The sequence below is a fragment of the Flavobacterium swingsii genome, assembly GCF_900111965.1.
Lineage (GTDB): Bacteria > Bacteroidota > Bacteroidia > Flavobacteriales > Flavobacteriaceae > Flavobacterium > Flavobacterium swingsii.
Window position 1 is genome coordinate 299,222 of record NZ_FOJT01000001.1, and the last position, 13,917, is coordinate 313,138.

The window sequence follows — 13,917 nt, forward strand, 5'->3', positions numbered from 1 at the left end:
ACTCTTTCAGGCTCTGGTCGCTAATGTACACAAATTAATCTGCGTAAATTAGTGAAATTCGTGTTATGAAATTTTGATTTATAAATTTTTTTCCATCACAAAATCTTCCATCAAATAACCGTTTCCAATTTCGATATCAATAGTTTTAATTACCGAATAACCTTGTTTTTTGTAAAATTCTTGTGCATTATTGTATCGATTTACATTTAGAAAAAGTGCTGAATTATTATTTTCTGAAGCAATTTTTTCGACTTCATTCAATAGTATTTTACCAATTCCTTTTCCTTGTGTTTCTGGCAAAACATAAATCTTATGCAATTTGGTTTTGTTTAAAGATTCACAATTCAATTCATAGGCACAAAAACCTAAATATTTATTATTTTCTTCGATTAGTAAAAAAACTTGATTCTTTTGAAGCATTTGTTCTTCAAGAGATTTTATGTTGTAAAATTTATCTAACATAAAATCTACTTGTTCTTTCGAAAGAATTGGTCCGTAGGTGCTTGGCCAGATTTTATAAGCTAAATCTTTGATAATCTCTAATTGAGATTTTGTTGCAACAGAAATTTTCATAAAAAATTAAGGTTAAAATGTATTTTTTTTATTAGCCACAGATTAAAAAGATTAGCACAGATTTTCACTACACTATATGAAAAATCTTTTTAATCTTTTTAATCCTTTTAATCTGTGGCAAAATAATTTGATTTGCATATCAATTTATGCAATAACAAATTAATTATTTACTCTTCGTTGTTCTCTTGCTAACAAGGTGTTTTTTAGCAACATTGCAATAGTCATAGGGCCAACTCCGCCGGGAACTGGTGTGATATAAGATGCTTTTTTAGACACGTTTTCGAAATCAACATCACCCGTAATTACATATCCTTTTTCAGTTGTTTCGTCTGGAACTCTAGTAATTCCCACGTCGATAATAACTGCGCCATCTTTTACCATTTCGGCTTTAAGATAATTAGGAACACCTAATGCTGAAATTATAATATCGGCTTGTGTAGTAATTTGTGCAATATTTTTTGTGTAACTATGTGTTAGTGTCACTGTCGAATTTCCGGGAAAACCTTTTCTTCCCATTAAAATACTCATAGGACGACCTACAATGTGGCTACGACCAATAACTACGGTGTGTTTCCCTTTTGTTTCTACTCCGTAACGCTCTAATAATTCGAGAATTCCGAATGGTGTTGCTGGAATAAATGTGGTCATATCGAGTGCCATTTTTCCGAAATTTTCTGGATGAAAACCGTCTACATCTTTGCTCGGACAAATAGCCATTAGCACTTTTTGCGTATCTATTTGTTCTGGTAATGGCAATTGGACAATAAATCCGTCGATGTCGTCATTCTGATTTAATTCCTTAATTTTTTTAAGTAATTCGGTTTCTGAAGTAGTACTTGGCATTTTTATTAATGTCGATTCGAATCCTACTAATTCACAAGCTTTTACCTTACTACCAACATAGGTTAAACTGGCGCCATCGCTACCCACAATTAATGCTGCCAAATGCGGAACTTTTTCTCCGTTGGCTTTCATTTTATTAACTTCGGCTGTAATTTCGACTTTAATGTCTTGTGCTGTTTTTTTTCCGTCTAGTAGAATCATTTTGTTTGTTGTATTGTAGTTGTGTAATATTTTTATTAAAAAAAAGACGCGATAAATCGCGCCTTTTAAATGTTATTTCATTCCTGGCATTCCGCCTTTCATTCCGCCCATCATTTTCATCATGTTTTTCCCGCCTGGCCCTTGCATCATTTTCATCATTTTGCTCATTTGGTCAAACTGCTTCATCAATTGATTGACTTCTTCTAGTTTTCTTCCTGCTCCTTTTGCAATTCTAGTTTTTCGTTTCACATCGATTATTGCAGGTTTGCTTCTCTCGGTTGGTGTCATCGAATAGATTATAGCTTCAATATGTTTGAAAGCATCGTCTTCGATCTCAACATCTTTTAGGGCTTTTCCAGCTCCAGGTATCATACCTACAAGATCTTTCATATTACCCATTTTCTTCACTTGCTGGATTTGAGATAAGAAATCATCGAAACCAAATTCGTTTTTGGCAATTTTCTTTTGGATTTTTCTAGCTTCCTCTTCATCATATTGCTCTTGCGCTCTTTCTACAAGTGATACAACATCACCCATACCAAGAATACGTTCTGCCATACGTTCTGGATAGAAAACATCGATCGCATCCATTTTTTCTCCAGTTCCTACGAATTTGATTGGCTTATTTACTACCGATTTAATCGAAATTGCAGCTCCACCACGTGTATCTCCATCTAATTTAGTAAGGATTACACCATCGAAATTTAAAATATCGTTGAAAGCTTTTGCCGTATTTACGGCATCTTGTCCTGTCATCGCATCGACAACGAACAAGGTTTCTTGTGGTTGAATTGCTTTATGAACACGAGAAATTTCTGCCATCATTTCTTCATCGACAGCTAAACGACCGGCGGTATCGACAATAACTACATTAAAACCATTTGCTTTAGCATGTTTGATTGCATTTTGAGCAATATCGACTGGATTTTTGTTTTCTGGCTCAGAGTATACCTCAACACCTATTTGTTCTCCAACTACATGCAACTGGTTTATTGCTGCCGGACGGTAAATATCGCAGGCAACCAATAATGGCTTTTTGTTCTTTTTAGTTTTTAGAAAATTAGCCAACTTTCCTGAGAAAGTAGTTTTTCCTGAACCTTGTAATCCCGACATTAAAATTACGGTTGGTGCTCCAGAAAGATTAATTCCAGCCACATCGCCACCCATTAACTCAGTTAGTTCATCTTTTACGATTTTAACTAATAATTGCCCTGGCTGTAAGGTTGTTAGAACGTCTGCTCCTATTGCTTTTTCTTTTACTTTGGTAGTAAAATCTTTGGCAATTTTGAAGTTAACATCGGCGTCAAGTAAGGCGCGACGTACTTCTTTTAATGTATCGGCAACGTTTACTTCGGTGATTTTTCCGTGACCTTTTAATATATGGAAGGCTTTATCTAGCTTTTCGCTTAAACTATTGAACATAATTTTTTTATTTTAATGCCGCAAATTTAAGAATTTGAAGTGGATTATGTAAAGATTATTGAAAATAAAAATATTACTTAAAACATTATTTTTTTAACCGATTTTAACGGGCATTTTATTTTCATCAATCGCAACAAAAGTAAACTCTCCTGTAATGGCTTTTTCTCTTGAATTCGAATACATTTCTTCAATAAAAATATCGACTCTAACTTTTAGACTTGTAGTTCCTAAATAAGTTACTTTACCAATCAATTCAATAATGGTTCCATGCGGAATTGGTCTTTTAAAATCTATTCTATCACTACTAACGGTAACCATTTTCTGGCGACTATACCTTGTGGCTGTTATAAAAGCAACTTCGTCCATAAACTGCATGGCTGTTCCGCCAAATAAGGTATCGTAGTGATTTGTTGTGTTAGGAAATACGGCTTTAAAAACTCGTGTAATTGAATCGTTAATTTTTCCTTCTTGTGTTTTCATAGTATTTAAGATGCTATTCTTTCGAAAGCGATATAGTTTAAAAATTCTCCTTTTTTATCAAATTTCGGAATTGCTTCAATTTCGCATAAATAAGTAGAACCGTCTTTTTTGTAGTTTACAATTACTTCTTTAAATGGTAATTTGTTAGTTATTGCTTGTCTAATATTGGTTTTTGTAGTTTCTGACGTCAAAATTCCTTGAAATATTTTAGGTGATTTGCCCATAATTTCTTCCGCTTGGTAACCAGTCATTGCTACAATGCTTTTTGTTGCAAAAATAATTTTGAAATTTTTATCGGTTACAATAATGTCTTTCTTTTCATTGTTTACAATTTTCAGAAAACTTATTTTTCCGTTCCAATTTTTCTGAATAACATCAAAACTTAGTAATTCTAAATTTTTAATACTATGAAAATCCCAACAAATAATTGGCAAGGGAATTGTTTTTAAACCTTTCCTATATTTTGCAAAAGCTTTCTCATATTCTTCTAACATATTTGAATAGTTTCACAATATTGGAAAGCAATATTAAGTTGATGATTTGAATCGAATATTAATTCTTTGTGTTTCATGTTTATTCATTTTTATTATTAAAAAAGTGAATAAAACAGACGTATTCTTTCATTAGAGGTTAATGAAATACGCGAGTCCAAGCACTTTCGTGATGCTTAAACAAAAATCAATTATATGTATCTGACTTATTCCATAAAAAGGAAAACACAGTTGCACGACAGTTCAAGAATTTCACTTGATTCCACAACAAAAGAAAAAATCTTTCGGAATTGATTTAAGTTATTTTGTGAGTCACAAATGTAAGGATAATATAACAAATGGAATGTATAAGCTATAAAATCAATTTGTGTTATTTTGGATATCAAAAATAGGATCCAAATATTAGCAATTCCCTTTTATCTTTTGCAAAATAATAAAACCAATCTCGCAATTGAATAATATCTGAAGGAATAAGTATTTTTAATGCTTTTAGTAATTCTTTCGAAAAGAGATTCAAATCGAAACTTACTTTTTCTAGGATAAATATGGTATAATCTAGCATATATTATTTTGTTGAGATTAATATAATTAAAGACTGCCCTATTGTTGAGCAGTCTTTAAAACTAAACACGAACAAAATTCAAAGTTTAATGAGAAACTTCGATTTTTCTTTTAAAATAAGTACTTCTGTTAATTTAAGATGGCATATTGAATGGTTGGATTTCCTCTAACTCCTGCGTCATTTGTCATCGCTAAAAATTTTATTTTATAGTAATTTCCAGTTACATCTTTTACCACATAAAAACGATCTGTTTTTACACTTGGTAAAGTTGTTGGACCACCACCATTTCTCCAGTTAGAACCAATAATTCTTTGATCCGTTCCTGATGTTATAAAGTTAGCTTCCATAATATTAGCTTTTACGAAAGTATCATAAGCAAATTCTGAAGTTAAAACTTGATATGCTTTTGTACCACCTTTCATATTTGTAGTAATAAAGTCAGAATATCCGTAAGTTACCTCACTACCAAAGTTTACATAGTTTGTAAAAGTTGTAAAACACACATCCCATTTTGCTTTTTGTGGCTCTATAACAACTGTAATTTCAGATGTCATATTAAAAAATGTCAGGTTGAAATCTGCATCTTTAGTAATTGTTTTTTCACTATAAGTTGTAGAAGTCAAATCGGCATACTGAATTTTGTAACCGTTTCCATTTCGTAAAAATCTAACTTTTTTCCATCCTCTTGCATTTCCATCAATACTCACAGAACCTACACTTGGAGTTGTAGTTGAAATTGCAAATCCTAAGTTTACTAAATACACTTTATTGTCTGCGTCAGTTGCAGAAACTTCTGCAATAGCAGTTCCAATTCCTAATCCAGCACCAGCTAAAACTCCAGTTGGATTATCGCAATATCCGTTGCTTGAAGGATTTGTTCCTGCTCCAACGGCTACACTAGCATCTGAAGTTTGTGTTAAAGTAATGTCAGAAGTGGCTAATTGTTTTACAGCCATTTTAATTGATCCATTAATTACAACTCTAAAATCAGAACCAGAAGAAAATCCGAAATCCCAAGAAGATCTATTTACTGGTGTTGAGATTTCTGTACTTAAATCTAAAAATACTTGATTCGGTTGGTTCGCTCCACCAACTGTTGGTTGTTTTATTGTTCCTGTCGAAACAGGTGTTTTTATTACTGCTACAGAAGAAGTAGTTTCGTCGTCGTTTGAGCAAGATGCTAAGGTTAGCAAAGCAAAACTTAAAGATAAAATTGTTGTTTTCATACTATTAATATATAAATGTTAAAAATTAAGGTTATACGTGAGTTTTAAAAAATAGGAGCGACCATAAGCCAACATAATTTGTGTAGATGTGGCGTGTCCAGCTCCTTCATTGGTTCTAGTTTGATTGATGCTAGTTATGTTTAGCAAGTTTCTTGCTCCGATTGTTGTTTCCAGTTTGTCTTTGAAAAAAGTTTTTCTAATAGAAGCATCTAGCCAACTGCTTGGATCTACTGTTGAAATGATATATTCTGTAGCGCCTTCTACAAATTGTTGCGATTTTCCGTTGTATTTGTAATAAGTAGAAAATGTGGTATTCCATTTCGGAATCATATAAGAAACGCTACTATTCAAATTGAAGGAATACAAGTATTTTTCATTGGATGCAAAAACCTGATTTTCTATTTTTTGAGAAATTCCAATAATGGAAGTACCAATATTAAATGTCCAGTTTTCTTTTTTGAATTGGTTTGTGGTTGAAAAATTCCACATTCGGTATTTACCAATGTTGATGTATTCGTATTCTGGATTTCCAGTATCCGTATTAAATCGCACTAAAGCCATGTCAATTCTGTCGTTCACATTTAGAAAGCTTCCAGAAAAAGTGTTTGAAATTTGAAGTTTAGAAGCTAAGAAAGAAGTCTTTTTCAGACTCATTTCATACGAAGCACTTGTTTCTGGAATTAGGTTTTCGTTTCCTGCGAAAAAGTGTCCGTCGAAAATTTGTTTCGAATATAATTCTTCAAAAGTTGGTGTTCTGAACGAAGTTCCATACGAACCACGAAGTTCCATACCTTTTTCAAATAAATATCTTAAGCCTAAAGAGGAAGCATATTGATCTTTAAATTTCGATTGTGCCGAAATTCGCATTCCTGGTCGAATAGAGAATTTTCCAGTAGCTTTTATTTCAGAAGAAACAAAGAAATCGTAGTTTTCGAGCGTTTTACGAATTGGGACAATTATGTTATTTGCTTCTTGAATCAAAGAAAACCCTTTGTTGTTGACGATTTCATAACCCAATTGTAAATCGACTTTTTTATCTATAAAGAAATTACTCAAAGTTCCCGTAGAATATAAAACTTCCATCGATTGATCTTTTACAATCACATTATTTCCTTCCGTTTTGGTTTGTAAATAATACCTGAAATCTTCCACATTTCTTTCTTGTTTTTGATGAGAAAGCGAAATGTTATAATTTAATTTCGAGAAAATTTTTCCAGTTGTATTTAAGTTATGAAAATATCGGTTGACCATATATCTTTTGTCACTCGCATAACGATACGAACCTAATCCTGTGTTATAACCCGATTGTACAGTACTATTATAGAAGTCGATATTCTCGTCTAAATATTCAAATTTGTAGAAAAAATTGAAATTATTTTTACGATACGAGATTAATGCAGTAGAATTTATTTGTTCTTTCGGCAGCCATCTGAAACCACGCATTTGGTCGTTTTCTGTATAGTTTTTTCCTTTTTTATCGCTTAAGAAACCTTTAAAATCATTTCTGTTCGCACCCAAACTCACAAACCAATTGTCATTTATAGTATGTGAAACTTTTAAAGCTTGAATATGTCTTCCTTCTTCAAAAAGTGAATATTCATCTTTCACAGTTTCTTCTTGCGCTGTTGCTGAAATATTCCAAGTATTTTGCGAAGATTTTTTGGTTACAATATTCAAAACACCACTTACTGCATTGGCTCCGTGTGTCACGCCCATCGAACCTTCTACAATTTCTATTTGTTCGATGTCGTTTAAGTTAATTTGAGATAAATCAGTATTATTTCCCAAACCGGCTTCGTTAACCAAAGGAACACCATCAACTAATATTTTAAAGTATTGAGCATCCAATCCAAATAATGAAACGGTAGAACGACCACTTGTTCCGCTCGGTCTTATGGTAATATTCAAATACTGACTCAAAACATCTGACAAATTATTGGCAGCTAAATTCTGAATGTCCTTAGCAGTTATCAATCGTACATTAAAAACTGATTTTTTTATCGATTGTGGAGCAAATTGTCCTGTAACTACAACTTCATTTAGTTGTTTAACATTTGTAGAATCAATCTTTTTTTCCTGACTTACTCCTTTTAGGTTTACAATAATCATGAATACTATATAGAAGATATTTTTCATTGTTTAGAATAATTCTTAATAATTTTTAGCAAATATATATCTTATTTTTAATTATTCTAAATAAATATAATATATTTGCGAAAGAAATTTAATACTAAAAACATAACATTATGAAAATCAAAACAATTCTATTTTCGGCATCAATTATGCTAGCTGGTTTGTCGGCAAAAAGTCAAGATTTTAAAAAAACAGAAGACATAAAAGCCATTAAGTCAATGTGCGGTTGCTATGAAGTGCAGTTCAATTTTACAGAAACCTTTAGTTATTCTAAAGATAGTTTATACAAAAAATCGCCTGTGAAACATGAAACAGCGTTAGAATGGGTAGAATTATTAGAAGACCAACCCAATAAAATTTCGTTACAACATTTATTAATTACTGGAAAAACGGAAGAGTCTATTGTAAAACATTGGCGCCAAGATTGGTTATTTGAAAATACCAATTTTTATAATTTCAATAAAGAAACTACTTGGAATTTTAATCAAAAAAAGCCTAAAGAAGTAAAAGGACAATGGACACAAAAAGTATATCAGGTAGATGACAGCCCGAGATACGAAGGCACTGCGACTTGGATTCACGCAGATGGCAGACATTATTGGGAAAATACTACCGATGCACCATTACCAAGACGTGAACATACGATTCGTAATGATTATAATATTTTGAAAAGAACTAATGTTCAAGAAACAACAGCTACTGGTTGGATTCACGATCAAGATAATTCTAAACTTATTAGAAAAGATAGCGAAAAAGATGTCTTGTTAGCACAAGAAAAAGGACATGATGTGTACACAAAAGTGGAAGATTCTAAATGTATTTTGGCTCAAAATTATTGGAAAAAAAACAATGCTATTTGGAAAAAAGTTAGAGACCAATGGGAAATAATTTTTTTAAAAAACAGAACTTTATCGTTAGAGAAAAAAGTGGACAATCAATTTTTATTTATGAAATTATTTGAACTAAAACCAGACGCTACAAGAGAAGACGTTAACAAAATAATTGATAGTTATATTGTAAAATAAACACCCATGTGCGAATTTTTAAACACAAGCCTGAATGGAAATTTGATTAAATGCACTCGTTCCGAAAATTTCCAATTGTCGTACAAGAATTTGACTTTTAGCTTGACTCCGTTTGAGCTAGAAAGTTTTAAAACTTATTTATCGAAGATTGATGCTAGTTATTGGGAGAAAGAGTATGAAAATTCTATTTATGAGAAAAAAATTCCGATTCCTACCTTGCAAACAAACCTAATGCTACTAATAGATAGATATGAGTTATATGAACTTTTAGATTTGCTAAATCTCAAAAAAGGAAAGATTTATTTAGATGTAGAAGACATTAAATATCCTTTGATTTTGAATTAAAGTTACATAAGTTAAAAGAATCCGCCTTGTTAAAAAACAAGGCGGACTTTTTATTTACATTCTTTCAGGAACATCAATCCCTAAAAGTTTGAAAGCTGTTTTTATAGTATCTGCAACTTTTTTAGATAATTGCACTCTGAATACTTTTTTGTCGTGATTTTCTTCACCAAGAATAGAAACCGTTTGGTAAAACGAGTTGTATTCTTTTACTAAATCATAAATATAATTTGCTAATAAAGCTGGACTATGATTAGTCGCAGCGCTCTGAATCACTTCAGGATACATTTCTATTTGTTTGATGAGTTCTTTTTCTTTTGGGTGCAATGTCATTTCGACTGCGCTCAATGTGACAGACGAATCGAAATTTGCTTTTCGCAAAATAGATTGAATACGAGCGTAAGTATATTGGATAAATGGCCCAGTATTTCCTGCAAAATCGACAGATTCTTCTGGATTAAACATCATCGATTTTTTAGGATCAACCTTAAGCATATAATATTTAAGTGCGCCCAAACCAATGGTTTTATACAATGCTTCTTTTTCTTCTTTAGAATAATCTTCTAATTTGCCTAAATCCTCCGATAATTTTTGAGCGGTTTCGGTCATTTCTTCCATCAAATCATCGGCATCAACTACTGTTCCTTCACGAGATTTCATTTTTCCAGAAGGCAATTCGACCATTCCGTAAGATAGATGAAATAAGCTTGAAGCCCAATCGAATCCTAATTTCTTTAATATCAAAAATAAAACTTTAAAATGATAATCTTGCTCGTTACCTACAGTGTAAACCATTCCACCAACGTCTGAAAAATCCTTAACACGCTGAATCGCTGTCCCTATGTCTTGTGTCATATAAACCGCTGTTCCGTCAGAACGCAATACAATTTTACGATCTAATCCGTCTTCTGTCAAATCTATCCAAACTGAACCATCAGGATCTTTTTCGAAAACACCTTTATCTAATCCTATTTGAACGACTTCTTTTCCTAATAAATAGGTGTTACTTTCGTAATAGTAAGAATCGAAATTGACTCCTAAATTTTTATATGTTGTTGCAAAACCATCGTAAACCCATTGGTTCATGGTTTTCCAAAGTGCAATTACTTCTGGTTTTCCAGCTTCCCAATCGAGAAGCATTTGTTGGGCTTCTATAATGATTGGCGCTTGTTTTTTAGCTTCTTCTTCGGTTTTTCCTTGCAACATTAATTCGCTAATTTCTGTCTTATAGGTTTTATCAAAGGCAACATAATATTTACCAACTAATTTGTCACCTTTTAGACCCGAAGTTTGTGGCGTTTCGCCATTTCCAAATTTTTGCCAAGCGAGCATCGATTTACAAATATGAATGCCTCGATCGTTAATAATCTGTGTTTTGTATACTTTTTTGCCCGAAGCTTTAATAATTTCGGCAACAGAATATCCTAAAAGATTATTACGAACGTGACCTAAATGCAATGGTTTGTTGGTGTTTGGCGAAGAATATTCGACCATAATAGCTTTTTCATTTTCTTTTGGAGATACAAAACCAAATTGTTCGTTGGTCTTTATTCCGTTAAAGAAATCGATATAATATTCGTTACCAATTACAATATTCAAGAAACCTGAAACTACATTGAAAGCTTCGACTTCGGTTACATTTTCGACTAAATAATTTCCAATTTTATTTCCTAAATCAACTGGATTCCCTTTTATCACTTTCAATAACGGAAAAATTACCATAGTAATATCTCCTTCAAATTCTTTCCGTGTCGATTGAAATTCTATTTTTTCGATTGTAACCTCGAAAAGTTCCTGAATTGCGATTTTGATACTTGGAATTAGAATTTCTTGTAGTGACATTTTTACTTTTTTTAAGATGCCAAAGATACTATTTTATTCTAAATAGTCAAAGGGCGTAAAGTTCTAACTCCTTACTAAACTGAATGGTTTATTTATCTAAAATGCTTCATAATTTAGTTATTTTAAAATAAAAATCTAAATTTGTAGTAAATTTAAGTAAGAATTACCTTTAGAACAATCATATTTAAAGTATCACAATTATGAGAAAAATTATCTTTCTATGTTTTCTATTTGCCAATCTATCTGCATTTGCACAATACAATTCTGACGCTCCTTGGATGCAAAGTTTGCAATCTAAAAATGGTAATGCAACAATGACAGAAATGAAAAATGCCTTTGACGAGTATTGGCTACACCATGACAGAGATATTAAAGGAAGTGGCTACAAACCCTTTATGCGTTGGGTTAACCATCAAGAAAATCAGCTTCATGATGATGGTACAATACTAACAAATGAGGAATTACTTGAAATTTATAATACTAAAAAACAATCACAAAGTAACCGAAGCGTTACTGCTACAAGTAATTGGCAACCAGTTCTTGGAACATTGCCTTATATAAATTCAGGTTCTTGGTCATCAGGTCAAGGACGTGTGCAAGCTGTTGCTGTAGATCCTAACAATGCAAGTATAATATATGCTGGTACTCCTGCGGGTGGTGTTTGGAAATCGACTAACGCAGGGACTACTTTTGTTCCTTTGTTTGATGAATTCCCGCAAATTGGGGTTTCAGGAATTGCTATCGACCCTAACAATTCTAACATAATCTATATTGCAACTGGAGATAGAGATCATTCAGACACAAATTTTGTTGGTGTGTACAAATCGATAGATGGTGGTACAACTTGGAATGTAACTGGTACTATTTCTGGGGCAAGTAGAGCATCTGATCTTTATGTAAATCCTTCCAATTCTAATATGGTTTGGGTTGCTACAAGTGCTGGTCTTTATAAATCCGTAAATGCTGGAACTTCTTGGACAAGAACTTTGACTGGAAACATAAAAGATATTAAAATTAAACCAACAGACCCAACAATAGTATATGCTGTAAGCGCTTCTACTTTTTATAGATCTACAGATTCAGGCAGTACTTTTACAACAATAACTTCTGGATTACCTGCTTCTTCTGGGCGATTGGTTATTGATGTTACTCCTGCAGATCCAAATTATATTTATGTTTTAAGTGCTACTACAGGTAATGGATATCAGGGTATTTATAAATCGACAGATTCAGGATTAAATTTTGCTATAACAGCAAATGTTACCAATGTTTTAGAATCTACACAAGCATGGTATGATTTGGCCCTTGCGGTATCAACCACAAATGCTGAAGAAATCTACACAGGTTGTTTGAATGTTTGGAAATCGATAAATGGCGGAACATCCTTTACAAAAATGAACAATTGGAGCTCGCCTTCGGCGGCAGCATACACCCACGCGGATATTCATATTTTAAGGTTTTTCGGAACAAAATTATATTGTGGAAGCGATGGCGGTATTTATGTTTCGTCAAATGGAGGAACTATTTTTACCGATTTAACAAAAACCATTCAAAACGGAATAATTTATAAACTGGCCGTAGCAAAACAAACCTCATCTAAAATGATTACTGGACACCAAGACAATGGTGGTCACGCTTTTAATACTAATCAATGGAAAAATTATTATGGCGCTGACGGAATGGATGTTGCCATAAGTCCACTAAATCAAGATTTAAGTTACGGGTTTATACAATATGGTGGTTCTTTGTACAAAAGTACAAATGCAGGAACTAGTTCGGGTGGATCCGTAGCTGGCGCTCCCGCAGCGGAAACAGGCTCAGGTGATTCTGGAGGAAACTGGGTTACGCCATTAGACATTAACAGCTTAGGCGAACTTTTTGCAGGATATTCTAGATTATATAAATCAACTGGTGGCGCTTGGGCACAACAAAGCGTTTCGACAATTGGAACTGGAGATATAGACTTGATTGCTATTGACCCAAGTAATGACAACAATATGTATGTTGTAAACGGCTCACAATTATATAAAAGTACCGATAAAGGAATAAATTTTGTACTTGCATATACTGCAGCCACAACTATTTCGGATATTTCTGTACATTCTTCAAATAGTAGCATTATTTATCTTTTAACCGCTGGAACATCAGGACAAGCCCTAAAATCTACTGATAGCGGTACAACCTTTTTAAATATTGCCACAGGATTACCTTCAATTGGGAAATTTTGCATTAAGCATCAGGCGGGAAATGCAAACAATCCTTTATTTGTAGGCACAAATCTTGGCGTATATTATAAAGATGACACAACTACAACCTGGACTGCTTTTGACACTAATTTGCCAAATGTAAAAGTTACTGATTTAGAGATAAATTATGTTGACAATAACATTACTGCAGCAACTTTTGGTCGTGGTGTGTGGCAATCGCCTTTACCAACAGTTTTAGGAACTGATGAGTTTCAACTTCAAAATATTGGAATATATCCAAATCCATCAAACGGAATTTTCTCAATAAAATTAGGCGAATTTATTCCTAAAAGTATTGAAGTTACTGATTTAACTGGTAAAATAATTTATACTCAAAAAGGATTTGAAAATAACAACGAAATTGTGTTAAACTTATCTTCTATTTCGAACGGGATTTATTTTATAAAAATTGCAACCGATTCGCAAAGCTTAACGAGAAAAATTATTAAAAATTAGTTTCCCCCATCTAAAGAAAAAAAAGCTAAAACTATAAAATACGCTAAAACTAATTATTAGTTTTAGCGTATTTTA

12 protein-coding genes are annotated in these 13,917 nt (G+C 32.7%); 3 read left to right on the forward strand and 9 right to left on the reverse strand.

Features of this window, described 5'->3' with window-relative positions; all coding sequences use genetic code 11:
• Positions 1-78 precede the first annotated feature (78 nt).
• From BM053_RS01455 to BM053_RS01490, 8 genes are all read right to left on the reverse strand, one after another.
• A complete protein-coding gene (locus BM053_RS01455; RefSeq protein WP_091473221.1) occupies positions 79-573 on the reverse strand; it encodes a GNAT family N-acetyltransferase in 495 nt (164 codons plus the stop codon).
• A 159-nt stretch (positions 574-732) separates the two neighbouring features.
• Positions 733-1,617 carry a bifunctional 5,10-methylenetetrahydrofolate dehydrogenase/5,10-methenyltetrahydrofolate cyclohydrolase gene (locus BM053_RS01460; RefSeq protein WP_091473224.1) on the reverse strand — a complete coding sequence of 295 codons (885 nt, stop codon included), beginning with the start codon at positions 1,615-1,617 and terminating at the stop codon, positions 733-735.
• A 72-nt stretch (positions 1,618-1,689) separates the two neighbouring features.
• Positions 1,690-3,039: a signal recognition particle protein gene (gene ffh / locus BM053_RS01465; protein WP_091473228.1), complete on the reverse strand. Its 1,350-nt coding sequence runs from the start codon at positions 3,037-3,039 to the stop codon at positions 1,690-1,692.
• Positions 3,040-3,132: 93 nt separating this feature from the next.
• Complete coding sequence (locus tag BM053_RS01470) at positions 3,133-3,519, reverse strand: acyl-CoA thioesterase (protein WP_091473231.1); 387 nt, start codon at positions 3,517-3,519, stop codon at positions 3,133-3,135.
• Between the two features lie 5 nt (positions 3,520-3,524).
• The gene (locus BM053_RS01475) at positions 3,525-4,013 is read right to left on the reverse strand and encodes a PAS domain-containing protein (protein ID WP_091473234.1); all 489 of its coding nucleotides are present in this window, start codon (positions 4,011-4,013) and stop codon (positions 3,525-3,527) included.
• A 379-nt stretch (positions 4,014-4,392) separates the two neighbouring features.
• Positions 4,393-4,572: a hypothetical protein gene (locus BM053_RS01480; RefSeq protein WP_091473237.1), complete on the reverse strand. Its 180-nt coding sequence runs from the start codon at positions 4,570-4,572 to the stop codon at positions 4,393-4,395.
• 128 nt (positions 4,573-4,700) lie between these two features.
• Positions 4,701-5,798 (reverse strand): HmuY family protein, encoded by a 1,098-nt coding sequence (locus BM053_RS01485; RefSeq protein WP_091473240.1) that lies wholly within the window; start codon positions 5,796-5,798, stop codon positions 4,701-4,703.
• Positions 5,799-5,816: 18 nt separating this feature from the next.
• Entirely contained in the window at positions 5,817-7,934 is a 2,118-nt protein-coding gene (locus BM053_RS01490) for a TonB-dependent receptor plug domain-containing protein (RefSeq protein WP_244148494.1), read from the reverse strand.
• A gap of 110 nt (positions 7,935-8,044) precedes the next feature.
• Between BM053_RS01490 and BM053_RS01495 the strand changes: the two genes are divergently transcribed.
• Positions 8,045-8,956: a DUF6607 family protein gene (locus tag BM053_RS01495; protein WP_091473244.1), complete on the forward strand. Its 912-nt coding sequence runs from the start codon at positions 8,045-8,047 to the stop codon at positions 8,954-8,956.
• 6 nt (positions 8,957-8,962) lie between these two features.
• Entirely contained in the window at positions 8,963-9,301 is a 339-nt protein-coding gene (locus BM053_RS01500) for a DUF6686 family protein (RefSeq protein ID WP_091473246.1), read from the forward strand.
• 54 nt (positions 9,302-9,355) lie between these two features.
• Here the strand turns inward: BM053_RS01500 and argS are convergent, their stop codons facing one another.
• Positions 9,356-11,140, reverse strand: a complete 1,785-nt coding sequence (argS, locus tag BM053_RS01505; RefSeq protein WP_091473248.1) for an arginine--tRNA ligase — start codon at positions 11,138-11,140, stop codon at positions 9,356-9,358.
• 200 nt (positions 11,141-11,340) lie between these two features.
• On the opposite strand from argS, the gene BM053_RS01510 reads away from it, so the two are divergent.
• A complete protein-coding gene (locus BM053_RS01510; RefSeq protein ID WP_091473250.1) occupies positions 11,341-13,842 on the forward strand; it encodes a T9SS type A sorting domain-containing protein in 2,502 nt (833 codons plus the stop codon).
• Positions 13,843-13,917: the final 75 nt, after the last annotated feature.